The sequence below is a fragment of the Bacillus swezeyi genome (genome assembly GCF_030908325.1).
GTDB classification, from domain to species: domain Bacteria; phylum Bacillota; class Bacilli; order Bacillales; family Bacillaceae; genus Bacillus; species Bacillus swezeyi.
Map to the genome: position 1 here is coordinate 1,803,841 of NZ_CP133085.1, position 24,090 is coordinate 1,827,930.

The 24,090-nt window shown below is 45.5% G+C and carries 25 protein-coding genes; 22 read left to right on the forward strand and 3 right to left on the reverse strand.

Annotated elements, in window-relative coordinates:
• The first annotated feature begins 8 nt into the window (after positions 1-8).
• The 6 genes from RBH91_RS08985 (at position 9) to coaD (ending at position 2,654) form a co-directional block, all read left to right on the forward strand.
• Positions 9-248, forward strand: coding sequence for a YlbE-like family protein (locus tag RBH91_RS08985; RefSeq protein ID WP_076760405.1), 240 nt, complete (start codon positions 9-11; stop codon positions 246-248).
• A 282-nt stretch (positions 249-530) separates the two neighbouring features.
• Positions 531-980, forward strand: coding sequence for a regulatory iron-sulfur-containing complex subunit RicF (locus RBH91_RS08990; protein ID WP_076760406.1), 450 nt, complete (start codon positions 531-533; stop codon positions 978-980).
• 68 nt (positions 981-1,048) lie between these two features.
• Positions 1,049-1,321 (forward strand): YlbG family protein, encoded by a 273-nt coding sequence (locus tag RBH91_RS08995; RefSeq protein ID WP_076760407.1) that lies wholly within the window; start codon positions 1,049-1,051, stop codon positions 1,319-1,321.
• Positions 1,322-1,426: 105 nt separating this feature from the next.
• Entirely contained in the window at positions 1,427-1,561 is a 135-nt protein-coding gene (locus RBH91_RS09000) for a hypothetical protein (protein WP_263315903.1), read from the forward strand.
• A gap of 48 nt (positions 1,562-1,609) precedes the next feature.
• The gene (rsmD, locus tag RBH91_RS09005; RefSeq protein WP_148955714.1) at positions 1,610-2,176 is read left to right on the forward strand and encodes a 16S rRNA (guanine(966)-N(2))-methyltransferase RsmD; all 567 of its coding nucleotides are present in this window, start codon (positions 1,610-1,612) and stop codon (positions 2,174-2,176) included.
• On the forward strand, positions 2,169-2,654 hold the full coding sequence (gene coaD / locus RBH91_RS09010) for a pantetheine-phosphate adenylyltransferase (protein WP_307894271.1): 486 nt from the start codon (positions 2,169-2,171) through the stop codon (positions 2,652-2,654). The genes rsmD and coaD overlap by 8 nt, the downstream gene beginning before the upstream one ends.
• Before the next feature lie 18 nt (positions 2,655-2,672).
• Here the strand turns inward: coaD and ylbJ are convergent, their stop codons facing one another.
• A complete protein-coding gene (gene ylbJ / locus RBH91_RS09015) occupies positions 2,673-3,893 on the reverse strand; it encodes a sporulation integral membrane protein YlbJ (RefSeq protein WP_307894273.1) in 1,221 nt (406 codons plus the stop codon).
• Positions 3,894-4,171: 278 nt separating this feature from the next.
• On the opposite strand from ylbJ, the gene RBH91_RS09020 reads away from it, so the two are divergent.
• On the forward strand, positions 4,172-5,194 hold the full coding sequence (locus RBH91_RS09020; protein WP_307894275.1) for a SepM family pheromone-processing serine protease: 1,023 nt from the start codon (positions 4,172-4,174) through the stop codon (positions 5,192-5,194).
• A 17-nt stretch (positions 5,195-5,211) separates the two neighbouring features.
• On the opposite strand, the gene RBH91_RS09025 is transcribed toward RBH91_RS09020, so the two are convergent.
• Positions 5,212-6,459 carry a nucleotidyltransferase gene (locus RBH91_RS09025; protein WP_307894276.1) on the reverse strand — a complete coding sequence of 416 codons (1,248 nt, stop codon included), beginning with the start codon at positions 6,457-6,459 and terminating at the stop codon, positions 5,212-5,214.
• A 217-nt stretch (positions 6,460-6,676) separates the two neighbouring features.
• On the opposite strand from RBH91_RS09025, the gene RBH91_RS09030 reads away from it, so the two are divergent.
• From RBH91_RS09030 to gerR, 3 genes are all read left to right on the forward strand, one after another.
• Positions 6,677-7,192, forward strand: coding sequence for a YceD family protein (locus RBH91_RS09030; protein ID WP_307894277.1), 516 nt, complete (start codon positions 6,677-6,679; stop codon positions 7,190-7,192).
• A 23-nt stretch (positions 7,193-7,215) separates the two neighbouring features.
• Entirely contained in the window at positions 7,216-7,389 is a 174-nt protein-coding gene (gene rpmF / locus RBH91_RS09035; RefSeq protein ID WP_003181522.1) for a 50S ribosomal protein L32, read from the forward strand.
• 156 nt (positions 7,390-7,545) lie between these two features.
• Positions 7,546-8,151 carry a sporulation-specific transcriptional regulator GerR gene (gerR, locus tag RBH91_RS09040; protein WP_307894279.1) on the forward strand — a complete coding sequence of 202 codons (606 nt, stop codon included), beginning with the start codon at positions 7,546-7,548 and terminating at the stop codon, positions 8,149-8,151.
• A gap of 36 nt (positions 8,152-8,187) precedes the next feature.
• On the opposite strand, the gene RBH91_RS09045 is transcribed toward gerR, so the two are convergent.
• A complete protein-coding gene (locus RBH91_RS09045; protein ID WP_307894280.1) occupies positions 8,188-8,667 on the reverse strand; it encodes an N-acetyltransferase in 480 nt (159 codons plus the stop codon).
• A gap of 184 nt (positions 8,668-8,851) precedes the next feature.
• Here RBH91_RS09045 and RBH91_RS09050 point away from each other — a divergent pair, with 184 nt between their 5' ends.
• The 12 genes from RBH91_RS09050 to murG all read left to right on the forward strand — a co-directional run bounded on the left by RBH91_RS09050 (position 8,852) and on the right by murG (position 24,083).
• Complete coding sequence (locus RBH91_RS09050) at positions 8,852-9,733, forward strand: 2-dehydropantoate 2-reductase (protein ID WP_307894281.1); 882 nt, start codon at positions 8,852-8,854, stop codon at positions 9,731-9,733.
• Between the two features lie 84 nt (positions 9,734-9,817).
• A complete protein-coding gene (gene bshC / locus RBH91_RS09055; protein ID WP_307894283.1) occupies positions 9,818-11,434 on the forward strand; it encodes a bacillithiol biosynthesis cysteine-adding enzyme BshC in 1,617 nt (538 codons plus the stop codon).
• A gap of 124 nt (positions 11,435-11,558) precedes the next feature.
• The gene (mraZ, locus tag RBH91_RS09060) at positions 11,559-11,990 is read left to right on the forward strand and encodes a division/cell wall cluster transcriptional repressor MraZ (RefSeq protein WP_009328555.1); all 432 of its coding nucleotides are present in this window, start codon (positions 11,559-11,561) and stop codon (positions 11,988-11,990) included.
• Between the two features lie 68 nt (positions 11,991-12,058).
• A complete protein-coding gene (rsmH, locus tag RBH91_RS09065) occupies positions 12,059-12,997 on the forward strand; it encodes a 16S rRNA (cytosine(1402)-N(4))-methyltransferase RsmH (RefSeq protein ID WP_307894286.1) in 939 nt (312 codons plus the stop codon).
• 31 nt (positions 12,998-13,028) lie between these two features.
• Positions 13,029-13,382 carry a cell division protein FtsL gene (gene ftsL / locus RBH91_RS09070; protein ID WP_307894287.1) on the forward strand — a complete coding sequence of 118 codons (354 nt, stop codon included), beginning with the start codon at positions 13,029-13,031 and terminating at the stop codon, positions 13,380-13,382.
• Positions 13,383-13,388: 6 nt separating this feature from the next.
• The gene (locus RBH91_RS09075; protein WP_307894288.1) at positions 13,389-15,527 is read left to right on the forward strand and encodes a penicillin-binding protein; all 2,139 of its coding nucleotides are present in this window, start codon (positions 13,389-13,391) and stop codon (positions 15,525-15,527) included.
• A 146-nt stretch (positions 15,528-15,673) separates the two neighbouring features.
• Positions 15,674-17,608: a stage V sporulation protein D gene (locus RBH91_RS09080; protein WP_307894290.1), complete on the forward strand. Its 1,935-nt coding sequence runs from the start codon at positions 15,674-15,676 to the stop codon at positions 17,606-17,608.
• Between the two features lie 205 nt (positions 17,609-17,813).
• The gene (locus RBH91_RS09085) at positions 17,814-19,280 is read left to right on the forward strand and encodes a UDP-N-acetylmuramoyl-L-alanyl-D-glutamate--2,6-diaminopimelate ligase (protein ID WP_307894291.1); all 1,467 of its coding nucleotides are present in this window, start codon (positions 17,814-17,816) and stop codon (positions 19,278-19,280) included.
• Between the two features lie 141 nt (positions 19,281-19,421).
• Positions 19,422-20,396 carry a phospho-N-acetylmuramoyl-pentapeptide-transferase gene (mraY, locus tag RBH91_RS09090; RefSeq protein ID WP_076760422.1) on the forward strand — a complete coding sequence of 325 codons (975 nt, stop codon included), beginning with the start codon at positions 19,422-19,424 and terminating at the stop codon, positions 20,394-20,396.
• A complete protein-coding gene (gene murD / locus RBH91_RS09095) occupies positions 20,397-21,752 on the forward strand; it encodes a UDP-N-acetylmuramoyl-L-alanine--D-glutamate ligase (protein ID WP_307894293.1) in 1,356 nt (451 codons plus the stop codon).
• Between the two features lie 51 nt (positions 21,753-21,803).
• Positions 21,804-22,904, forward strand: a complete 1,101-nt coding sequence (spoVE, locus tag RBH91_RS09100) for a stage V sporulation protein E (RefSeq protein WP_076760424.1) — start codon at positions 21,804-21,806, stop codon at positions 22,902-22,904.
• Positions 22,905-22,985: 81 nt separating this feature from the next.
• Positions 22,986-24,083 carry an undecaprenyldiphospho-muramoylpentapeptide beta-N-acetylglucosaminyltransferase gene (gene murG, locus RBH91_RS09105; protein ID WP_307894294.1) on the forward strand — a complete coding sequence of 366 codons (1,098 nt, stop codon included), beginning with the start codon at positions 22,986-22,988 and terminating at the stop codon, positions 24,081-24,083.
• Positions 24,084-24,090: the final 7 nt, after the last annotated feature.

Here is a 24,090-nt window from a genome sequence, read left to right on the forward strand (position 1 = left end):
GGATTATTATGCGCAAAGAGGTGCAGGAATATGTATTTGCCAATGAGGAACGGCGCCGCTTCATCCGTGAGCAGCCGCTCTGGTACCGCAAGCTTTCGCGAAGCCCGAATGATCTTCAGGCCTTTGAGCTGGATATGATGAATTTTTATGAAAAAACGATTCCCCATCGTGTTAACCAGTTTTCAAACGGCATTCAGATGGCTCAAATGATGATTCAAATGTTCCATGCCATGCGCACTCAGGATTAGCCGAACCTGAGTCTTTTTTTGGATTATAAAAACTCCGCAATTCGTAAAAGATAGGGCTATAAGGGAGTTGATCCAGATGAAGAAATGCTGGCTGATTTTATTTTTATGCTTTCTGCTGGCTGGCTGTTCGACCTATAAACCTAAGCCTAAAGGATTTTCAGAATTGAGCGGTCAGAGCGATATGTACCTAACGCTTTATTTTGGAAAAAAATAGTCCGAAACCGACATAGACATTTTGAAAACGGCTGTTTTGTGATACACTATAGCTGGAGGTGCATGTCTATGTATGCCACAATGGAATCGTTGCGGCTTCAGAATGAAGCGTATGATTTGGCCAACATGATTCTTCAATCAGAGGCGGCTGAACATTACAGAAAGTGCTACAAGCGTCTCCGTGAAGATGAAGAGGCCGGACGAATTATCGCTTCGTTTGCCAAAATAAAAGAACAGTATGAGGATGTACAGCGTTTCGGAAAGTATCATCCTGATTATAAAGAGATTTCAAAAAAAATGAGGGATATTAAACGAGAGCTTGACCTTCATCATACAGTTGCCGAATTCAAAAAAGCCGAAACCGAGCTGCAAAGCATACTTGATGAGGTCAGCGTAGAAATCGGCCAGGCGGTCTCAAAACATATTAAGGTACCGACCGGCAACCCTTATTTTGATAATCTTTCATCTTGCGGCGGAGGCTGCGGATCAGGCGGCAGCTGCGGCTGTAAAGTTTCCTGACGAGACCCTTTTTAGTCTCGTCTTTTTCATAGAACGAAAAGGTACATAGCGACAGGTAGGTGAACAATTTGGATATAAGACGTCAAGGATTAATCGTGTGGCTGCATTCTTTGAAGCAGGCGAAAATGCTCAGGAAATTCGGAAATGTTCATTACGTTTCAAAACGGCTGAAATATGTCGTGATTTATTGCAATATGGATGAGGCCGAGAAGATCATGGCCAAGGTTCGTTCTTATTCCTTTGTGAAACAGGTGGACCTATCCTATAAGCCGTTCTTAAAAATGGAATTTGAGTCCAAGCTGGACAAAGCAAAAGAATATGACTATAAAGCAGGAATATAATGTCCTTGTTTAAAAAAATCCCCGCAGCATAACCTGCGGGGTCCTTCTATTCCTTAAAGATTTAAGGAGAAGGCAAAGGGAGAGGAGAAACCGGAGGAAGAACTTATGGGGAAACGTAAGTCTTCTCCGCGGTTGGCAACAACATCAATCGATGCTGTTGCTATTATTATCACCATGAGGCCTGACAGCTATACATATGAATTTACACTTTGGGTGTTTGTGCCAAAAAACACTTTGTGATAAGATAGGGATGATTTTTTTCGAGTTTTAAGAAAAAGTGGTGGAAGTATGAGAGTGATTTCTGGGACGCATAAGGGACGCGCATTAAAAGCGGTTCCCGGCACGTCAACACGGCCGACGACCGACAAGGTCAAAGAATCCATCTTTAATATGGTCGGTCCGTATTTTGACGGAGGAAACGGCCTTGATCTGTACGCTGGAAGCGGAGGATTGGGCATTGAAGCGCTATCACGGGGCTTTGACCGTTTCGTTTTTATAGACAGGGATTTTAAAGCGATTCAAACCGTGAAAGGGAACTTGAAAACACTGGGTTTGGAAAAGCATGCAGAGGTTTATAGAAATGATGCGGAACGGGCCTTGCACGCATTGGTGAAAAGGGGTTTACGTTTTGATGCGGTATTTTTGGACCCGCCATATCGAGAACAAAAGCTGGAAGCGCTTTTATCGACGATTGACGAAGCGGATATGCTGACTGATAAAGGGTTCATCCTGGCGGAGCATGCAAAAGAAGTCGCGCTCCCGGAAGCGGTGGGCGAACTCCGGATTGTCAGACAGGAAATATACGGCTTAACAGGAGTAACCATATACAGAAAGAGAGGGAATGGGGATGGCTAGCATTGCCGTTTGTCCCGGAAGCTTTGATCCGGTGACCTTTGGACATTTGGATATTATCAGGCGCGGGGCGAAAGTGTTTGACCGCGTATATGTTTGCGTTTTGAACAATTCTTCAAAGCAGCCGCTGTTTACAGTCGAAGAACGCTGTGATTTGCTGCGCGAAGTCACGCGGGATATCTCGAATGTCCATGTTGAATCGTTTCGGGGGCTTTTGATTGATTATGCCAAATGCAAACAGGCCAACGTGATCCTTCGGGGCTTAAGGGCTGTTTCTGATTTTGAATATGAGATGCAGGGGACCTCAATGAACAAAGTGCTTGATGAGAGTATCGAGACGTTTTTTATGATGACGAACAATCAATACTCGTTTTTGAGTTCAAGCATTGTCAAGGAAGTGGCAAAATACAAAGGATCTGTAGCAGAGCTCGTTCCTGAAGCGGTTGAATCTGCACTCAAAGAAAAGTTTGCAAAAAAATGAGCGGCCTTTGAAGGCTGCTCATTTTTTCGCGGGAGCCCATGTTTTTGCGTAAAGGATGATGTAGACGAATAGGGTGCTGATCGTCAGAAGGGGTCCGACCTGCACTAAGACGTTCCACATCTGAACAAAGAGAGATTGCGCCTCCCCATCCCGAAAAAATGAGAAGACCGTTTCAGTCGGAGAATAGAAAGATGTGTAGAGAGGTTTCCAAAGGATCAGCACAAATAAAGCTGCATAAATTCCCTGCAGGAAGCGGGCGATGAAAAACGGTTTGAAGCGAATATCCGTTTCCGCAAGGATTCCGGCAACCTGGGCCTGTACGCAAAAACCGCTGAATCCTAAAATAAAGCTGACGATAACGGCTTTTTGGAGCAAAGCAGCGTCCGTTGCACTGACGAGCTTGCTGCCAAGCGTTATCTCAAACAATCCGGATAATAAAGGTTTATCAAGATCAGCGGGGAACTGAAGGGCAGTCAGGATCATTTTTGTTGCCTGAGAAAGAATATCCGTCATGTGAATAACGGAAAGAATGTTATTAAAGACAGAAAAAAGAATGATGAAACCGCCTACCATCAGCAAGGTCTGCACTGATGAGATGACAGCGTCGCTCAGCAGTTTGCCAAGCGGCCTTTTTTCTTCAAGTCTTGCTTGATGAAGCGCTTTTAATGCTTCTTTAATAGAAGGCAGGGGGAGTTTCTTTTTTCTCGCGGTGCGGATTTCTTCTTTTCTTCCGTAGGAACGCATAGTCAACCCGACAGCGAAATTGCCTAAGTAGTGGGCGGCTGCGAGTACGACGCCGAGAGATGGATTATGAAAAAAGCCAACCGCGACAGCTCCGAAAATAAACAGCGGGTTAGATGAATTGGTGAATGAAGCGAGCCGCTCTGCTTCAACCCGGGAAATCTGCCGTTCCTGCCTAAGCCTTGAGGTCAGTTTGGCGCCGGCCGGATTACCGGAAGCCATGCCCATGGCGAGCACGAACCCTCCGACACCGGGAACGCGGAACACGGGCCTCATGAAAGGTTCAAGGAGCAGCCCGACAAACCTGACAATTCCGAACCCGATCAAGAGCTCCGATAAAATAAAAAAAGGCAATAAGGAAGGGAATACGACTTCCCACCACATGGCAAGTCCGCTTTTTGAAGCGTCAAATGATTCCTGCGGGTGGGTAATGACCGCGGCAGTAAACAAAATCAGCAAAACGGCAATGATGAAAGTCTTTACCTTTGACATGTCCATTTCTAACCCCCCTTACGGCTGTGAATACACATTGGAAACTGGATCATGATAAAATATAAACTGGGGCTGGTTCGCCTTGTTTAGGAGCTTCCTCCAGAAACTTCTTTATCATTATACGAAGCTTGGTCATGATTTTAGACCACAAGATTCTGTTAAACAGACGGAACAATTTGAGCCTGAAAGTCCTTCGCATTGTAGATGCACCATTAGAAGGCATCCAGACAGCCGTGAATTTATGCAGGCATCCGGTTAAAATAAAGATGGAGGGTTACATATTCATGCAAAAAAGAAGATTTATCCGTATCTTATTATTGATCATTATCATCGGGGCCGCCCTTTCATTTGTGAAGCTGCCTTATTATATTACTGAGCCGGGTGAAGCGACAGAGCTGAATCCTTTGATTAAAGTCGATGACGGCTACTCGGAAAAAGGCAGCTTTTCTTTAATGACTGTCAAAGTCGGACCTGCAAATCCGTTGACATACATTTGGGCAAAGGTCCGCCCTTATCGTGAAATCCTTCCTGAAGACAATTTTAAACAAGAAGGGGAATCTGATCAGGAATATATGAAAAGGCAGCTGCAAATGATGAGAGACTCTCAGGAAAATGCGATGATCGCGGCATATAAGCGGGCGGGAAAAGAAGTCACCTATTCATTTGACGGCGTTTATGCAATGTCTGTCGTTCCCGGCATGCCTGCTGAAGGAAAAATTGAGGCCGGAGACAAAATCAAAAAAGCTGACGGGAAAACATTTCAGTCGGCGGAAAGCCTGGTCCGCTATATCGAGTCAAAAAAAGCCGGAAATACTGTGAAAGTCGTCATTGAAAGGGATAAAAAAGAAAAGACGTATGACATGAAGCTGAAAACCTTTAAAGATGATCCAACGAGAGCCGGACTGGGTGTATCTCTTATAACAGACCGTGATGTCAAGGTGAAGCCTGAAGTCAAAATGGACATAGACAATATCGGCGGTCCATCGGCGGGGCTGATGATGTCAATGGAAATCTATAATCAGCTGACAAAAGAGGATGAAACGAAAGGCCATCATATTGCTGGAACAGGAACGATTGATGATGAAGGAAAAGTCGGTCCGATCGGGGGAATCAGCCAAAAGATCGTTGCCGCAGATCAAGCTGGAGCCGACATCTTTTTCGCGCCGAATGAAGGCGGCAAAAAAGGTTCGAATTATGAGGAAGCGGTCGAAACAGCTAAAGACATCAAGACAGACATGAAGATCGTCCCTGTCGACACGATGGATGATGCGATTGAATATTTGGAAGAAAAAGCGAAAAACACCTGATGCTGCATCAGGTGTTTTTATTTGCGTAAAAATGTCCGGCTGCCTTCATCATATCTAATTGGAGAAAGAGAATACTCCTGTTCTGTCAGCATCGTTTGTTCAGGCTCCTTCAGCGGTGCGCTGTACACTTGCCCTGCTTTAATGTCCAAGCGAAGGGACGGATGGGAGAAGGACCCGATTTTAGTGATGAGCGGAACGCTCAAGCTTTTTTTCTTATCGGCAAGGTAAGCCTGTCCTTTTTTTGTCATGCCAAGCAGCCTGAGGTAGGGAGGGCGCCTCTCACCAAGAATGCGGCGGATGTCGGCTTTTGTCGTTTTCGTTAAAATGTGTGTATTCATCCGTTGTAATCTTGTCCATGTATAGCGTTTCGTCTTTAAGAGCTCCATATACTCCAAAAAAGAGCCGGCTTTGCGAATCGCCTTCTTCACCCTGTGTTCAAGCCCTTCTTCAACCTCGTAAATCTGTGACAGTTCGTCTGTATCCATCATATATAGACTGTATTTCAAAAATGGAAAATAGTTTTCCGGCGAGTGCCAAAGTCCGAAAATCCGCGCGTACTCGTTCAGTTCATCAGCGGATGCCTCAGGGAGAAAGCAGCGGCTGTCTCTTAGGCTTCCTTTTTCAAGCAGCGATTTGCGGATGCTTGTCGCGCTTGCGATTTGACTTGTTTTTGGAAGAAACGAATCGTGATAGTCGGAGGAGCGGCGTTTGACAGTTTCCGGCTCCATCTGAAAACGCTCACACATAATGGTTTTTACATAGTGAAATCCGAGGATGTTGTTCGGCTTGGAAAGGTCAAGCATTCGTTCGCCTTCTGCCACGGCTTGAAATGCTTTCGCCATTGCTGCCGGATAGCTCAGCCCCATTGAAATCTGTTTTTTTACTTCTTGGTTAATGGTTTCTTCATGTTTCATGGTGTATGCGGCTGTAGTGGTAAACGCCTGAATATCACCGTGCTCACTGCCGAAAAGCAATGAACGGCATCCGAGCTCATTTAAGATGGAGACGGCGCCTTTTGCGAAGGTTTCCGCCTTTTGGACGGCGAATGCGTAGGGCAGTTCAACAACGATATCGGCGCCGGACATGAGCGCCATTTTCGTTCTGGCCCATTTGGACACGATGGCGGGCTCGCCGCGCTGCAAAAAAGAACCGCTCATGACGGCAACCGCCACATCGCTTTCAGTTTGTGCCTTTGCTTCTTTCAAATGATATAAGTGTCCGTTGTGAAAAGGATTGTATTCAACAACAAGGCCGACCGCTTTCATTTTTTCACCTCTCTTGCATCTCTTGAAATAGTTGTGATACATTTACACATGGAATGTGCAGACGCCCTGAGTTACAGCGTTTTTTCTAAGTGTATGAATAGTTGTGCAGGTTGTCAACGAACGAAAGACGCGGGTGTGTGATCTGTAAAGAAAAAATATTGACAAAAAACATGATGAAAGCTATAATCATGTTTGTTGCTCTCTTAGAGGTGATACAATGAAATGGACGATACATCAGCTGAATCAAATGCCGAAGAAAGACTTTGAATTTGATGAAACAGTTGATTTAAGCGAACTCTCTCAAAACTCGGATATACGCCGCATTTCACCGGTGCGGGTGAAAGGGAAAGCGGAAATCCGTTCAAAGCAGGCCGCATTTGATTTCACGATTTCGGGCGAGATGATCTTGCCTTGTTCTAGAACGCTTGTTGATGTTCATTATCCATTCAGTATTTCAACAAAAGAACTGTTTATATTTCATAAGACCGAAGAAATGGAAGATGAAGATGTCCATATTGTAGAAGATGACTTCATCGACTTGACACCGGTCGTGAAAGAAGAAATCCTTCTTGAGATCCCTATGCAAATCTTTTGTGAAACTGTTCAAAAAGAAGAAGGTGCTCCGCAAGAGGGCAAGGATTGGCAGGTCATTACAGAAGATGACCGGAAAAATCGAATCGATCCTAGACTTGCCGGACTTGAGAAGCTCTTAAAACAAGAAGATGAATCTTAACGCTCTTTAAGGAGGTGGGAATAATGGCTGTACCTTTTAGAAGAACTTCTAAAACGAAAAAAAGACTTCGTCGTACACACTTTAAATTGCAAGTGCCTGGTATGGTAGAATGCCCAAACTGCGGTGAGATGAAACTCTCACACCGCGTCTGCAAAGCATGTGGATCATACAAAGGAAAAGACGTAAAAAGCAACTAATTGCTAAAACGAAAACACAAGACTTTTGGTCTTGTGTTTTTTTGTATGCAGATCGGCTCCCTTCATCCTTTTATTTCCTAAAAAGAAAATAGTCTATCTACTCTATTAGCCGCATATGTATGAGGTAAATTCATCAAGTCATGGAGGGGGATATCGTTGACGATTACAAGACAGGATGCATGGACACAGGATGAAGATATATTGCTGGCTGAGGTCGTATTAAGGCATATTCGGGAAGGGGGAACCCAGCTTTCAGCGTTTGAGGAAGTCGGAAAAGCGTTAAGCAGAACCGCAGCTGCCTGCGGCTTCCGCTGGAATTCTTTTGTCAGAAAGCAATATCAATCAGGCATTGAACTGGCAAAAAAACAGCGCAAAGAACGCCGTAAGAAAATCGGCATCCACTCGGCAAATCTGCCGAACTCCGTCAAAACCGTATCCGAAGACAAAACGGAAAACCTGACGCTTGAGGATGTCATTCAATTCCTCGAAAAGCTGAAAGAAGCCCCGGCTCAACAAGACTTTACTGAAGAGAAAAGACGGCTCGCTGAAGAGGTCGATGAACTAAAACGAGAGGTTGAAAAGCTCCAAAGTGAAAATAAATCGCTGAAGAAACAGCTTGAATTGACAGAGGAGGATTACAAAGCGCTGATTGAAATCATGGAGCGGGCCAGAAAAATGGTCGTTCTTCAAGAAGATGAGAGAAATAAAAAGGTCAAGTTTCAAATGGAACCGAATGGAAACCTTGAAAGAATGGAAAAATAGAGAACCGGCCATACGCTTTTCGGCCGGTTTTTCGTATTAAGCTGATTCGGAGCTTTGATTAGGCTCGCTGTCAGGGTGCCAAACGAGCGGATTTTCCCCTTTGTCTCGGGCCATATCGTATTTCACCGGTGTAAAACCCATTTTGCTCCAAAAATCGGACGATTTCACGCGAGGACTTGTGCGAATCGGCAGTCCGAATGATTTGGCAAAATCCACGAGCATTGTCCCGTAACCGTTGCGCTGATATCCGGGCAGAACTTCAAGCTTCCAAAGCTCTAGATAGTCTTCGCCTTCCTCAAAGTATTGGTTGCAATTTCCATCTACTTGATACAGGCTCATTCTGGCCACGAGCCGATTCCCGTAATAGATGCCGTAAAACGGTGAGTTGCTGTCGTTTTCAATCATGTTGCTTTCAAGATCTTCCAGCATAGAAAGCTCTTGAATCCCATACTCCCTGAACTTTTTAAATTCCTCAAGCGTTTTATAGTTGATCAGCAAACGTTCCACTTTGACCATTATGTTACCCCCTTGTTAGTGGTCTACTTATATTGTAAACGCTTTTTTAAAAAAATCCAAATGATAAAAATTTTCTATATAATGTAGTGAAATGGTTTTCTGAAAATTTGAAACAACTTACAAGTCAACCATTAAAATTTCTGCTATGATATAGAGTATATGAAAAAAATCAGGATGTGAGAATTTGAGAATCGGAGTTATCGGCGGAGGCTCGATCGGCCTTCTTTTTGCGTACTATTTTTCGTTCCGCCACCAGGTGACGGTGGTCACCAGGAGAAAAGAACAGGCGGAAGCGATTCAGAAAAACGGGATCTGTCTTTTGGCAGATGGAAAAGAACAAACCGTTAAAGTCAGGGGCAGGGCTGAACTGGATTCGGGCTATGATCTTCTTTTTGTTGCGGTAAAGGAGCACCAGCTTGCTGCTGTTTTACCTGAATTAGAAAAAGCGGCTCCTCTCGATATCATGTTTCTGCAAAATGGAATGGCCCATATTCCGGTGCTTGAGAAATGGAATGCTGGACACGGGATCTATACCGGAGCTGTTGAACACGGAGCCGTCCGGGTTGATGACCGCACACTGCGGCACACAGGGAAAGGGGCTGTGAAATGGAGCGCATTCCGAGCCGCTTCAGCCGATGGGCTGAAAAAAGAACTAGCGTCCGTTCATGAGGCTTTTCCTTTTATTTGGTGTGAAGACTGGTATGGAATGCTTGCCGGAAAATTAATTGTCAACGCCTGCATTAATCCCCTGACAGCTCTTTTGCGGGTGAAGAACGGAAAGCTTATTGAGGAGCCGATGTATTTGTCATTTATGAAATTGGTGTTTGAAGAGGCAAGCCGGATTTTGGCGATTGACGATCCGGAAGCAGCGTGGGAAAACGTTCTTTCAGTCTGCCGGAAGACAGAGTTGAACACTTCTTCCATGCTGGCGGATGTCCTCGCGGAAAGACAAACGGAAGCAGATGCCATTATGGGCTATTTGCTGAAAAGGGCAAAAGAATCTGGGAGCGATGCCCCTCATCTCGCCTTTCTATATCACAGCATAAAGGCTGTGACAGAGCGGTGAAGCTAAATCTTTTGACCGAATCGCCGAACGTGCTATACTCGTTTCGGAAAGCTAACTATTTATTGGAGAAAGGAAGTTCGAGAGATGCAGCTTACTGAACTTTCCATACAAAGTCAAAACCCTTTTGTACGAGACTACATAAATGGAAACAAATTGATCGGGCCGTTTTTTGATTACGGCTTAAATAAAGAAGATTGGGAAATCCGTCTGAATGATCTTACATCCCGGACATATAACCGCGGCGCCTTGGCCGATTATTTGCTCGATTACCACCGCAAATTTCGATCGAAAAGGATGAACGAAGCCATTGAACGCCTTCGCGACCCCGCAAGCGTCGCCGTTGTCGGCGGCCAGCAGGCCGGCCTTTTGACAGGTCCTCTTTATACGATACATAAAATCATTTCGATCCTTGTTTTTGCAAAACAAAAAGAAAAAGAACTGAACGTTCCGGTCATTCCGGTATTCTGGGTGGCGGGAGAAGACCATGATTTAGAAGAGATCAACCATCTGTATATTTCGGACAGCGGACATGTGAAAAAATATAAGCTGGCTCAGCCCCATTGGAAAAAAAGCCAGGCGGCAAAAACAGAGCTGGATGCCGACAAAGCTGAAAAATGGCTGCACGGTGTTTTCGCTTCTTTTGAAGAGACGGAATATACGAATGACCTTCTCGCTCATTTGCAGCGATGTTTGCGCAAATCATCCACCTTCTCGGAATTTTTTGAATACATTGCAGCCGATATGTTTGAAAAAGACGGCCTGATCCTGCTGAATTCCGGCGATCCGGGGCTGAGAGCTCTTGAAGCTGAATTTTTTCAGCAAATATTAAAGAAAAGCGATGAACTGGCGGAGTCTGTTAAACAACAGCAGGAATTCATGAAGGAAATGGACTATTCTCCGATCATTGAAGGGGCATCACAGCATGCGAACCTTTTCTATGAACATGACGGGGAGCGGTTTTTAATCGAAAAAGGAGACGGCGCGTTTTTCGTGAAAGAGCTAGATCTGAAATGGACGCGTGTTGAGCTTCATGACCTGATCGGCGAAAACCCCGAAGCCTTCAGCAATAATGTTGTGACAAGACCGTTAATGCAGGAATTTCTCCTTCCGACGTTGGCTTTTATTGCAGGCCCGGGAGAAATCAATTATTGGGGAGAGCTGAGGAGCGCTTTCAAAGCGATGGGCTTTAAAATGCCGCCCGTTGTCCCGAGGCTGTCGATTACATTTTTGGAGCGCCATATTGAAAAAAAGCTGACAGAGCGCAATGTTGAACTTCAGGAATCGCTTGAAAAAGGAGCAACTTCCAAAAAAGAACGGTTTTTTGCAAGCAGAGTGCCGAGTGAATTTACAAACTCGGTCAAACGCGCAAAAGAAAAGATTGAAAGCATTCATTCTTCGGTAAGGTCAGAAGCGCTGGAAATCGACCGGAGCCTGGAGCCCCTTTTAATGAAGAATGCAGGCTTTATTCAAGACCAGCTTGAATTTTTAGAGAAAGCAGCCGTGAGAAAGGTTGAAGAGCGGGAAAACAACATTCTCCGCGATTTTGACAAGATTCAAACGAGTTTGCGACCTTTAGGCGCACCTCAAGAAAGAATTTGGAATATCATGTATTATTTGAACAAATACGGTCCAGATTTCTTGGAAAAATACAAAGAATTGCCATATTCATTTCAAAACATGCATCAAGTTGTCAAACTTTGAAATAATTTTTTAAAAAACCCTGAGTAGTTCAGGGTTTTTTTTTGTTCTAAAACAGTGTAAAATGAACTTGTGGAGAGAAGTGGTGGATTGTGGTGAGTTGAGGAAGGGAAGTGGGGCCGAGATCATGTTTATGGGAGAATACCAGCATACGATTGATTCAAAAGGCCGCATGATCGTTCCGGCAAAATTCAGAGAAGGCCTCGGCGAACAGTTCGTACTGACGCGCGGGCTTGATCAGTGCCTGTTTGGCTACCCCATGTCCGAATGGAAACTCATCGAAGAAAAACTGAAGGCTCTTCCTCTCACAAAGAAAGACGCACGCGCTTTTACCCGCTTTTTTTTCTCCGGAGCCACGGAATGCGAATTGGACAAGCAAGGCCGAATCAACATTGCGTCACCGCTGTTAAACTATGCAAAGCTTGAGAAGGAATGCGTGGTCATCGGAGTTTCAAATCGAATTGAATTGTGGAGTAAAGAAATTTGGGAACAATATGTAGAAGAGCAGGAAGATTCATTTGCCGAAATAGCTGAAAATATGATCGGATTTGATATATAATGAATCATTGCGTGAGTCAGCGCTTCTGCAATCAGTTCATTTGAAAAAAGGTGGGACTAGAAAAGAAAATGTTTCAGCATAAAACAGTATTATTAAAAGAAACAGTTGATGGTTTAAATGTAAAAGAAGACGGTACATATGTAGACTGTACATTAGGCGGTGCGGGTCACAGCGCATACTTGCTTTCACAGCTGTCAAAGGACGGCAGATTAATCGCTTTCGACCAGGATGAAACAGCACTCCGTCATGCAAAGGAAAAACTGGCGGATCAAGAAGGAACAGTCGTTTTTATAAAAAGTAATTTTCGGTATTTAAAAGACCGTCTAAATGAAATCGGTATTGACAAGGTGGACGGTGTTTTATTTGATTTAGGCGTCTCATCTCCTCAACTGGATACACCTGAGAGAGGATTCAGCTACCACCATGATGCCCCGCTTGATATGCGGATGGATCAATCAGCGGGACTTTCAGCGAAAGAAGTCGTCAATGAGTGGCGTTATGAAGATCTCGTGAAAATTTTCTTTAAATATGGAGAAGAAAAGTTCAGCAAACAAATTGCCAGGAAAATTGAAGAGGCCAGAGAAAAATTCCCTGTTGAAACGACAGGCCAGCTTGTCGATATCATCAAAGAGGCGATTCCCGCGCCGGCGAGAAGAAGCGGCGGGCATCCGGCTAAACGGGTTTTTCAGGCGATTCGAATTGCGGTAAATGATGAGTTGAAAGTATTTGAAGAGGCACTTTTACAGGCGATCGAGGTGCTGAAGCCAGGGGGAAGGGTGTCGGTCATCACATTCCATTCGCTGGAAGACCGGATTTGCAAAACGACATTTAAAGAAATGGCTTCACTTCCTGAATTGCCTCACGGTTTACCCGTGATTCCCGAGGAGTTTGAACCGAAATTAAAGCTGATTAACAAGAAGCCGATCACAGCTTCAACAGAGGAGCTTGAAAACAATAACCGTGCGCGGTCAGCGAAGCTGCGCGTCGCGGAAAAAGCACGAGAATGAGCTGTACGAATAAAAAGGAGGTCATCAGTCTATGAGTAATTTAGCTTATAAAGTGGAAAAACAACAAAGACAAACGAAAAGTGCAGAGCAATCCGTTATCATCCGAAGAAGAGCATCCATTACATTAGGGGAAAAGGTGCTGATCGTCCTTTTTGCCCTGGCGGTACTCAGTGCTTCACTCTTTATGATTTCAAAGGCTTTTGCCGCCTATCAGACAAATATTGAAATTCAAAAGCTCGAAACAAAGGTTGAAACGGCAAAAAATAGAGTTGATGACCTCGAAAAGACGGCAGATGAGCTGAAAGAACCTGACCGGATTATGGAAATTGCGCGTAAAAAAGGCCTTAACCTAACCGACAAAAAAGTGAAAAATATACAGGAATGATGCAAAATGCCGAAAAAAAATAAATTTATGAACAGAGGAGCGGCAATACTCAGTATTTGTTTTGCCCTCTTTTTCTTTGTCATTTTAGGACGATACGCATTTATTCAAGCAACGGGAAAAGTAAACGGAGAAGTCCTTGCACAAAAGGCAAATGAACAATACGAGAAAAAACGGACGATTGAAGCCCAAAGAGGGTCGATTCTGGATCAAAACGGGAAGGTGCTTGCCGAAGACACCTCAACGTATAAGCTTGTTGCGATTTTGAATAAAAAGATGAAGCCGAATTATGTCCAAGATAAGCAAAAGACGGCTGAAAAGCTCGCGCCGATCATCGGCATGGATGAGGGAGACATACTTGACATCCTCAATAAAGAAAAACCGTTTCAAGTCGAGTTCGGGTCAGCGGGACGTGACCTGACTTTCGCTCAGAAAGAAAAAATCGAAAATCTCAAGCTGCCCGGAATCGTTTTTACCCGTGACACAAAGCGTTATTATCCAAACGGAGTATTCGCTTCCAACCTGCTCGGCTACGCACAGGTAAACGGAAAAACGGGCGAAATGGAAGGCATGATGGGCCTTGAAAAAACACTGGACAAATATTTGAAAGAAACGGATGGATACATGTCGTATGATACCGACAGATCAGGCTGGCGCCTGCCGAACAGCAATGAAAAAATAACAGCGCCGCATAATGGAGACAAGGTGTATCTGACAATCGATCAAAAAATTCAGGCTTTCTTGGAAGACAGCATGACAACGGTTCAAAAAGAATACGAGCCGAAGAAAATCATGGCGGCTGTCGTTGATCCGAAAACGGGCAAAGTGCTGGCGATGGGGCAAAGGCCAAGCTTTAACCCGAACAAACGAAATGTGACCAACTATTACAATGACCTGATCTCCTACAGCTTTGAGCCGGGATCGACGATGAAGATCTTCACGCTCGCTGCGGCGATTGAAGAAGGCGTCTATAATGGCGGCGAGCAATACAAATCAGGGAGCTACTCAGTTTCCAAAAAAGATAAACCGATTCAAGACCACAATAACGGAAACGGCTGGGGAACGATCACATTTAATGAAGGTGTTGAACGCTCCTCAAACGTCGCCTTTGCCATCCTTGCCAATGACAAACTAGGCACAGACCGCTTCAATCAATATTTGCGAAAATTCAATTTTTACGACAAAACAGGCATTGACCTGCCTGGGGAAGCATCAAGCAAAATCAATTTCCAATATCAGCGCGATAAAGTATCGACAGCATACGGACAGGCATCAGCCGTTACACCGATCCAGCAGCTTCAGGCGGCGACAGCCATCGCCAATAACGGGAAGATGATGAAGCCATATGTCATCGATCATGTCGTTGATTCGGACAACAAGAAAACGGTTCTGCAAAATAAACCTGAAAAAGCCGGCCAGCCGATTTCTGCGGAAACGTCAAAAGAAGTGCGCGACCTTTTAGGAAAAGTCGTTACTTCAGAAAAAGGAACAGGGCGGCCTTACCAGATCGAAGGGTTTGACGTCGCCGGCAAAACCGGTACGGCGCAAATCGCCGGTTCTGACGGCAGATATTTGACCGGACGGGAAAACTACGTTTTCTCCTTCATGGGCATGGCGCCGAAGGATGATCCGGAGCTTCTCGTCTATGTAGCTGTTCAACAGCCGAAATTGAAAGATACCGAGACTGGTTCTGCACCCGTGTCTAAAATTTTCAACCCGGTGATGAAAAACAGTCTTCACTATTTAAACATCACACCGAATGAAAGCAAAACTAAAGACGAAAAAGCAGAAGAAAAACAGATGGAAATGCCTGATTTAACAGAGAAACGCAAAGAATCAGCGGTGAAAGAGGCGGAAGAAAAAAGCCTTGTTCCCGTCACGATCGGCGACGGGTTGGCCGTCAAAGAACAGTATCCGAAAGCGGGCGAAGAAGTGCTGCCGAATGAACGGGTCTTCCTGAAAACGGACGGCAAAATTAAAATGCCCGATATGACGGGCTGGTCCAAGCGAGACGCTCTCCGCTTCGGCTCGATGGCCGGCATTCATATCGAAACAAGCGGACAAGGCTATGTGACAAGCCAAAGCGTGAAAAAAGGCAAAGAACTGAAAACCAACAAGGTCGTTAAAATAAGCTTGAAAAATGAATGAGACCAAACAGAAGGCTATCGGCAAAAGTCGATAGCCTTCTGTTTAAGCGAAAGAAGGTTTTTCACCCTCAAGCAGAATGGAGCCGTTCTATCAAAACACTCCAAGGCATAAAATGAAACAAGCCTAAATAAGGAGTGAACGGTCTCTTGCGCGTTTCCAATGTAACAGTCAGAAAACGTTTAATCTTTGTTCTGTTTTTTGGTGTGATCATCTTTCTGATTATCGATACAAGACTCGGATACGTTCAGTTCGTGCTGGGGGATAAGCTGACTACCTTAGCAAAGGACTCCTGGAGCCGGAATCTCCCCTTTGAGCCGGAAAGAGGGGAGATCCTTGACCGGAATGGGGTCAAGCTTGCGACAAATCAAAGTGCGCCATCCGTTTTGGTCGTTCCAAAGCAGGTGGAAAACCCCATCAAAACGAGCAAACAGCTGGCCAGTGTTTTAAATATGTCCGAAGAAAAAGCGTATCAACATGTGACGAAAAAAACTTCTATTGAAAGAATTAATCCTGAAGGCCGGAAAATTTCTCACGAAAAAGCAAAGGAGGTCAGAGATTTAAATTTAAAGGGCGTCTATATCGCAGAAGACAGCATACGCCACTATCCGTTCGGAAGTTATCTGTCCCATGTGCTTGGCTTTGCCGGTATTGACAACCAGGGGCTGCTCGGACTTGAAGCCTTTTATGATGAGGAGCTGAGCGGCGAAAAAGGGTATGTGAAATTTTACTCCGATGCAAAAGGAAAGAGGATGCCTGGAGAGGCAGATGACTATACCCCGCCAAAAGACGGCCTCGATATGAAGCTGACGATCGATTCAAAGGTACAAACGATCATGGAGCGGGAATTTGATATCGCCGAAGCGAAGTATCATCCTGACGGGATGGTCGGTGTGGCGATGAATCCGAAAAACGGAGAAATCCTTGCCATGGTGAGCAGACCGGATTTTGATCCGGCAAACTATAAATCAATCGATTCGAAAGTCTATAATCGCAATTTACCTGTCTGGAGCACCTATGAGCCCGGCTCCACCTTTAAAATCATTACGCTGGCCGCAGCTTTGGAGGAGAATAAAGTCAATCTCCAAAAAGATCAATTCTATGATAAAGGCTCCGTTGAAGTAGACGGCGCAAGGCTGAAATGCTGGAAACGGGGCGGACACGGCTCACAGTCATTTCTTGAAGTTGTTCAAAATTCGTGCAACCCGGGTTTCGTCGAGCTTGGCCAGCGGCTTGGCAAAGAAAACCTGTTCAGCTACATTAAAGATTTCGGGTTTGGACAAAAAACGGGAATCGACCTTCAAGGCGAAGGAGCCGGCATTTTATTTCCGCTCGACCGCGTCGGCCCCGTAGAGCAAGCGACAACCGCTTTTGGACAGGGGGTATCGGTGACGCCGATACAGCAGGTGGCTGCCGTTTCTGCAGCGGTCAATGGAGGAACGCTGTACACACCGTATATTGGCAAAGAGTGGATTGATCCCGTCACAAAGCAAACGGTCAAAAAACAGACCCCGATGGCCAAAAAGAAGGTGATTTCTGAAGAAACGTCCAAGCAGATCCGCTATGCCCTCGAGAGCGTCGTCGCTCAAGGGACGGGCCGCAACGCGTTTGTCGAAGGCTACCGGGTAGGAGGAAAAACAGGAACAGCCCAAAAAGTAAAAGACGGAAAATACTTAAAGAACAACCATATCGTCTCGTTTATCGGCACAGCACCTTCCGATGATCCGAGCATCGTCGTCTACGTCGCCGTTGATAATCCGAAAGGAACGATTCAATTCGGCGGTACGGTAGCGGCGCCGATCGTTGGGAATATTATGCGGGACAGCCTTCCGCAGCTCGGAGTCGAAAAGCGAAAAAACCAAATCGAGCGCAAGTATCAATGGCTGGACAAAAAAATGATCGAGGTTCCGAACCTTATAGGGTTGTCTGTGACCGAACTTGAGTCATTGCTCGTTAACTTTAAGCTGAAAGCTTCCGGAGAAGGCGATGTCGTCGTCCAGCAATCTCCAAAGCCAGGGGAAAAGGTAACAGAAGGTTCAACCATCCGCATCTATCTTGATCAGGAAGATCAAAAAGAGGATTGATGCGGCTATAGCGAAACGGCAGCCGGCATGAATCAGGCTGCCTGTTTCACACTAAAAAATATTTAGATTTTACAGGATTAACTGGATGTATCCTCTTTTTTACGCTAAAATATGAACTGTATGCCTGCAAAGTCAATGCAGAAAATAAACAGCAATCAATATGAAACGAATTTAGAACGAATAGAACTCGGAGAGGTTTGATACGATGAAACTAACAAAGCTTCTTACATATTTAAAAAACGAACCTTCCTTTATCAGCCAAGAAGACCCTGACATAACTTCAATTGAGATGGACTCCAGGGAAGTCAAAACAGGGAGTCTTTTTGTTTGTATAAAAGGATATACAGTCGATGGGCATGATTATGCGCGGCAGGCGGCTGAAAAAGGAGCGGCAGCGATTGTGGCGGAAAGAAAAGTGGACGCCGACATTCCCGTCATCATCGTCCGCCATTCGAAGAGAGCGCTTGCTGTTTTATCTGATGCTTTTTACGGCCAGCCGACCAAGCAGCTGAAACTGATCGGCATCACAGGCACAAACGGAAAGACATCGACATCACATATGGCAGAAGAGATTTTCAGAAAAGCGGGCAGCCGGACGGGCTTAATCGGCACGATGTATACAAAAATCAATGATGAGACATTCGATGCAAAAAATACGACCCCGGAAAGTGTAACACTGCAAAAAACATTCAGAAAAATGGTTGACCGCAATGTGGACACAGCCATCATGGAAGTTTCTTCACACGCTCTCCATTTGGGCCGGGTGCACGGCTGTGATTACGATATCGCCGCGTTTACAAACCTGACGCAGGATCACCTCGATTATCATCAGACAATGGAAGAATACAAACATGCGAAAAGCCTTCTTTTCTCCCAGCTTGGCGGATCCTTTAACCATGAAAAACCAAAGTGGGCCGTTTTAAATGCGGATGACCCCGCTTCAGTGTATTTTGCCCAGGTAACGTCGGCACACCTTCTGACATATGGCATTCAAAATGCCGCCGATATTAAGGCCGAAAATATCAAAATGGCTGCAAAAGGGACAACCTTTGACCTTGTGACGCCAAAAGGAACAAAGCAGATTGCGATTCCGCTTGTCGGCCGGTTTAATGTCTATAATGTTTTAGCTGCGGCAGCGATCGCAATTGCTGCGGACATTCCGTTTGATACGATGACAGAAGCAATTGAAGGGCTCAAAGGGGTCAGAGGCAGATTCGAGCTGGTTGACGCCGGCCAGGACTTTCCGGTGATCGTCGATTACGCCCATACACCCGACAGCCTTGAAAATGTGCTGAATACGTGCAGAGGGATGACGGAAGGCAAGCTCTTTGTCGTCGTCGGCTGCGGGGGAGACCGCGATAAGACAAAGCGGCCGAAGATGGCGAAAATCGCCGCTGAATTGGCAGATGAACCGGTCTTTACTGCGGATAACCCGAGAAGCGAAAACCCTGTCGCAATTTTGAACGATATGGAAGAAGGCGTTAAAGGAGCATATTATCACAGCATCGTCAACCGGGAGCAGGCGATCTTTTTTGCGATTGCCAACGCCAAAAAAGGCGATGTTGTCCTGATCGCCGGCAAAGGGCATGAAACCTATCAGCAGATCGGCGGCCAAACATTTGATTTTGATGATGCTGAAGTGGCAAAAAGAGCCATTCTTGAGCTGAAATAAAGAAAAAGAACTACAGGAAAGAGTTGTTAAAGTGATGGATGCGTTCAAAATAAATCAACATATGAAAAAAAACAATGAATATGATAAATGCGTATGCTGCTTCTTAAAAGCAGACGATGATGCGGAAAGGAGAGAAGAACCATGCTGGAGCAAGTGATTCTGTTTACGATCATCATGGGCTTTCTCATTAGTGTTCTTTTATCTCCGGTCTTCATCCCGTTTTTAAGAAGGCTTAAATTTGGGCAGAGCATTCGTGAGGAAGGCCCGAAATCCCACCAAAAAAAATCGGGCACACCGACAATGGGCGGTGTGATGATCATTTTATCAATTATCGTCACAACGATTGCTATGACAATGAAATTTTCAGAAGTCAGCATAAACATGTTCATGCTGCTGTTTGTCACGGTTGGCTACGGTCTTCTCGGATTTTTGGACGATTATATTAAAGTTGTGATGAAGCGGAACCTCGGCCTTACATCAAAACAAAAACTGTTCGGCCAAATCATCATCGCTGCGGTGTTTTACGTCGTCTACCATGTTCAGGGATTGCCGACCGATATCCGCATTCCGGGCACGGATGTATCGTTTGATTTTGGCTGGGCTTACCTGATCCTCGTCATCTTTATGCTTGTGGGCGGCTCAAACGCTGTCAACTTGACAGACGGGCTTGACGGGCTTTTATCGGGAACAGCGGCGATCGCATTCGGCGCTTTTGCGATTTTGGCGTGGAACCAGTCACAATATGATGTTGCGATATTCTCTGTTGCCGTTGTCGGCGCTGTACTTGGATTTCTTGTATTTAATGCTCATCCCGCAAAGGTCTTTATGGGGGATACGGGCTCTCTTGCTCTCGGGGGGGCAATCGTTACAATCGCGATCCTGACGAAATTGGAAATTCTCTTGGTCATCATCGGCGGTGTATTCGTCATTGAAACCCTTTCTGTCATTTTACAAGTCATTTCATTTAAAACGACCGGCAAAAGAATTTTCAAAATGAGCCCTCTTCATCATCATTACGAGCTTGTGGGCTGGTCAGAGTGGAGAGTCGTCGTTACTTTTTGGACAGCGGGACTTCTGCTTGCCGTCTTAGGAATTTACATCGAGGTGTGGTTATAAGTGGATACTCAAGATCTATTAAGAAATCAAAATGTGCTTGTATTGGGGCTGGCGAAAAGCGGATATGCTGCTGCTTCGATCCTGCATGAAAAAGGCGTCAGCGTTGTCGTCAACGATCAAAAGCCTTTTGAAGAAAACGAACCTGCACAGATTCTCGCTGAAAAAGGAGTAGAAGTCATCTGCGGTACGCACCCGACAGAGCTGTTCGACCTGCATTCGATTGACATTCTGATTAAAAATCCGGGAATCCGCTATGAAAATGTGATGGTCGAAGAGGCCCTGAAAAGAGGCATCCCTGTCTGGACGGAGGTTGAACTCGCCTATCATCTGACAGATGCGCCGTTTATCGGCATTACCGGTTCAAATGGAAAAACGACAACGACAACGCTTGTTTATGAAATGCTGAAAGCCGATTCGAAAAAGGCAGTCGTCGCGGGCAATATCGGCACTGCGGCAAGCGAGGTGGCGACTCAGACCAGCGGGGACGAGTGGATCGTCACAGAGCTTTCATCTTTTCAGCTGATGGGGACTTATCAATTCAGGCCGAAAATCGGTTTATTATTAAACGTATTTGACGCCCATCTTGATTATCACCATTCACGGGAGAATTATGAGCATGCCAAACAGCAGGTCTATCGAAACCAATCGGAAACAGACGTTGCCGTTGTCAATTTGGACGACGAAACAGTCGTCCGGCTCGCCGAGTGTTCAAAAGCGGAGAAAGTCTATTTTTCAGTCTGCCAGGTGCTGGAGCGCGGCGCCTGCGTCAAAGACGGCATGATCATGTTTAATGATAAACAAATCATGCCGCTGGAAGACGTCGTTTTGCCTGGAGAGCATAATCTTGAGAACATTCTGGCTGCGCTTTGCGTCGTCAAGACAGCAGGGGTATCCGATCAGGCTGTCCGCCAAGTGCTGACGAGCTTTACAGGGGTTAAGCACAGAATGCAATACGTAACAACGATCAAAAACCGATTGTTTTACAATGACAGCAAAGCGACAAACATCCTGGCGACAAAAAAAGCGCTGTCTGCTTTTCAAAAACCGGTGATTCTGCTAGCCGGGGGACTGGATCGCGGGAATGAATTTGATGAATTAAAACCGCATATGGCGCTTGTCAAAGCGATCATCACATTCGGCGAAACGGCCCCTAAGTTCGAGAAGCTTGCGGAAGAAATGGGAATACAACAGGTTAAACGTGTCGATAATGTTGAACAAGCAGCATCTGCGGCGTTCAGCCTGTCAGACGAAGGAGATGTCATCCTTCTGTCCCCGGCGTGTGCAAGCTGGGATCAGTACAAAACATTTGAAGAACGTGGTGACATGTTTGTAAACGCCGTGCATATGCTTAAATAAGGGCTTGTCTTGATCACTGGCCCTAAGAAATAAAGCTTGGGGTGTTCGGCTTTGCAAACAAATAAAACGTCACCGGATTTTTTATTGGTTATCATTACGTTATTACTGCTAACAATCGGACTGATCATGGTATACAGCGCCAGTGCGGTATGGGCGACATACAAATATGATGACTCCTTTTTCTTCGCGAAGCGGCAGCTCTTGTTTGCCGGAATTGGGGTCATCGCCATGTTTTTTATCATGAACGTCGACTACTGGACATGGAGGACTTATGCGAAGATTCTCATCATCGTCTGTTTCTTTCTTCTGGCGATCGTTCTGATTCCCGGAATCGGAATGGAACGGAACGGATCGCGAAGCTGGATCGGCGTCGGCGCATTCAGCATTCAGCCGTCCGAGTTTATGAAGCTTGCGATGATTGCGTTTTTAGCCAAATTTCTATCAGAAAAGCAAAAAAATATAACATCGTTCAGAAAAGGCTTTATGCCGGCTCTAGGCATTGTCTTTTCCGCTTTTTTAATCATTATGATGCAGCCTGATCTCGGGACAGGGACAGTCATGGTCGGCACTTGCATTATCATGATATTTGTGGCGGGAGCGAGAATTTCGCACTTTGTGTTTCTCGGTCTGATCGGTCTCAGCGGATTTATCGGCCTTGTCTTGTCGGCCCCATACCGGATCAAAAGAATCACATCCTATTTGAATCCTTGGGAAGACCCTTTAGGAAGCGGCTTTCAAATCATCCAGTCGCTTTACGCCGTCGGTCCCGGTGGACTTTTCGGCCTCGGCCTCGGCCAAAGCAGGCAAAAGTTTTTTTATCTGCCTGAGCCGCAGACAGACTTTATTTTTGCCATTTTATCGGAAGAACTCGGATTTATCGGAGGATCGCTGATTCTTTTGCTCTTCAGCTTCCTTTTATGGAGAGGCATCAGAATTGCACTTGGTGCGCCTGACTTGTATGGCAGCTTTGTCGCCGTCGGCGTCATTTCAATGATAGCGATACAGGTGATGATCAATATTGGAGTCGTGACCGGACTGATTCCTGTAACAGGCATTACCCTGCCGTTCTTAAGCTACGGAGGTTCATCACTTACCTTGATGCTGATGGCGGTCGGTGTGCTGCTGAATGTCAGCAGGTATTCAAGATATTAGTCACATGAAGCAATTTGCCGATAACCCTGTTGCCAAAAGCAGGGTTATCGGCATGTACATAAGAAATAAGGGGGAAAACAGATGCGGATCGTTGTAAGCGGAGGCGGTACGGGCGGGCATATTTATCCCGCTCTTGCGTTTATTAAAGAAGTCAAACAGCATCATCCAGATGTGGAGTTTTTATATATCGGAACGGAAAAAGGACTTGAGAAAAAAATCGTCGAGCGGGAAAGCATTCCCTTCAAAGCGATTGAAATTACAGGCTTTAAAAGAAAGCTCTCATTTGAAAATGTCAAAACCGTCATGCGTTTTTTAAAGGGAGTGAAAGAGTGCAAGAACGAATTAAAACGATTTAAGCCGGATGCTGTAATCGGAACCGGCGGCTATGTGTGCGGACCTGTCGTATATGCCGCCTCTAAACTGGGGATCCCGACGATCATCCACGAACAAAACAGCCTTCCTGGACTCACCAATAAGTTTTTATCCAAATATGTTGATAAGGTAGCGATTTGTTTCGAAGAAGCAAAATCTCATTTTCCTGCAGAAAAAGTTGTGTTTACAGGAAACCCAAGGGCGTCTGAAGTCGTCTCTATAAAAGGAGGGCAGTCTCTGGCCGCTCTCGGGCTCTGCGAGGACAAAAAAGCGGTCCTGATTTTTGGAGGCAGCCGCGGTGCAGCGCCGATCAACGAAGCAGTCATCGCGATGCAAAGCGAGCTGAAAAAACGGGATTATCAAGTTCTTTATGTCACGGGAGAAGTTCACTATGATAAAGTAACAGCAGCGCTTGAAAAAGAAGGAGCTGCTGACAATATGGTCGTTAAGCCGTTTTTGCATCAAATGCCTGAGTATTTAAAAGCGCTCGATGTCGTGGTGGCGCGGGCCGGTGCAACGACAATAGCGGAAATTACGGCGCTCGGCATTCCAAGCGTATTGATTCCGAGCCCGTATGTCACGGCCAATCATCAGGAAGTCAATGCAAGCTCGCTCGGCGCGCGGAACGCCGCAGTCGTTTTAAAAGAATCAGAGCTTAATGGAGACCGCTTAATTCAAGCGATCGATCATATTTTACAATATGAAAAGACGTTCAAAGAGATGAGTGAGCGCACAAAATCTCTCGGTGTGCCAGATGCAGCACAGCGGTTGTACAATGTGCTGAAAGAACTGAAAGCGAAAAAATGATAAGACA

What these genes read in the sequence shown, in the direction of transcription:
- RBH91_RS08985 (WP_076760405.1), top strand. Translation starts at nt 9, where the DNA reads ATGCGCAAAGAGGTGCAGGAATATGTATTTGCCAATGAGGAACGGCGC.
- RBH91_RS08990 (WP_076760406.1), top strand. Translation starts at nt 531, where the DNA reads ATGTATGCCACAATGGAATCGTTGCGGCTTCAGAATGAAGCGTATGAT.
- RBH91_RS09000 (WP_263315903.1), top strand. Translation starts at nt 1,427, where the DNA reads ATGGGGAAACGTAAGTCTTCTCCGCGGTTGGCAACAACATCAATCGAT.
- rsmD (WP_148955714.1), top strand. Translation starts at nt 1,610, where the DNA reads ATGAGAGTGATTTCTGGGACGCATAAGGGACGCGCATTAAAAGCGGTT.
- coaD (WP_307894271.1), top strand. Translation starts at nt 2,169, where the DNA reads ATGGCTAGCATTGCCGTTTGTCCCGGAAGCTTTGATCCGGTGACCTTT.
- ylbJ (WP_307894273.1), bottom strand. Translation starts at nt 3,893, where the DNA reads ATGGACATGTCAAAGGTAAAGACTTTCATCATTGCCGTTTTGCTGATT.
- RBH91_RS09020 (WP_307894275.1), top strand. Translation starts at nt 4,172, where the DNA reads ATGCAAAAAAGAAGATTTATCCGTATCTTATTATTGATCATTATCATC.
- RBH91_RS09025 (WP_307894276.1), bottom strand. Translation starts at nt 6,459, where the DNA reads ATGAAAGCGGTCGGCCTTGTTGTTGAATACAATCCTTTTCACAACGGA.
- RBH91_RS09030 (WP_307894277.1), top strand. Translation starts at nt 6,677, where the DNA reads ATGAAATGGACGATACATCAGCTGAATCAAATGCCGAAGAAAGACTTT.
- rpmF (WP_003181522.1), top strand. Translation starts at nt 7,216, where the DNA reads ATGGCTGTACCTTTTAGAAGAACTTCTAAAACGAAAAAAAGACTTCGT.
- RBH91_RS09045 (WP_307894280.1), bottom strand. Translation starts at nt 8,667, where the DNA reads ATGGTCAAAGTGGAACGTTTGCTGATCAACTATAAAACGCTTGAGGAA.
- bshC (WP_307894283.1), top strand. Translation starts at nt 9,818, where the DNA reads ATGCAGCTTACTGAACTTTCCATACAAAGTCAAAACCCTTTTGTACGA.
- mraZ (WP_009328555.1), top strand. Translation starts at nt 11,559, where the DNA reads ATGTTTATGGGAGAATACCAGCATACGATTGATTCAAAAGGCCGCATG.
- rsmH (WP_307894286.1), top strand. Translation starts at nt 12,059, where the DNA reads ATGTTTCAGCATAAAACAGTATTATTAAAAGAAACAGTTGATGGTTTA.
- ftsL (WP_307894287.1), top strand. Translation starts at nt 13,029, where the DNA reads ATGAGTAATTTAGCTTATAAAGTGGAAAAACAACAAAGACAAACGAAA.
- RBH91_RS09075 (WP_307894288.1), top strand. Translation starts at nt 13,389, where the DNA reads ATGCCGAAAAAAAATAAATTTATGAACAGAGGAGCGGCAATACTCAGT.
- RBH91_RS09085 (WP_307894291.1), top strand. Translation starts at nt 17,814, where the DNA reads ATGAAACTAACAAAGCTTCTTACATATTTAAAAAACGAACCTTCCTTT.
- mraY (WP_076760422.1), top strand. Translation starts at nt 19,422, where the DNA reads ATGCTGGAGCAAGTGATTCTGTTTACGATCATCATGGGCTTTCTCATT.
- murG (WP_307894294.1), top strand. Translation starts at nt 22,986, where the DNA reads ATGCGGATCGTTGTAAGCGGAGGCGGTACGGGCGGGCATATTTATCCC.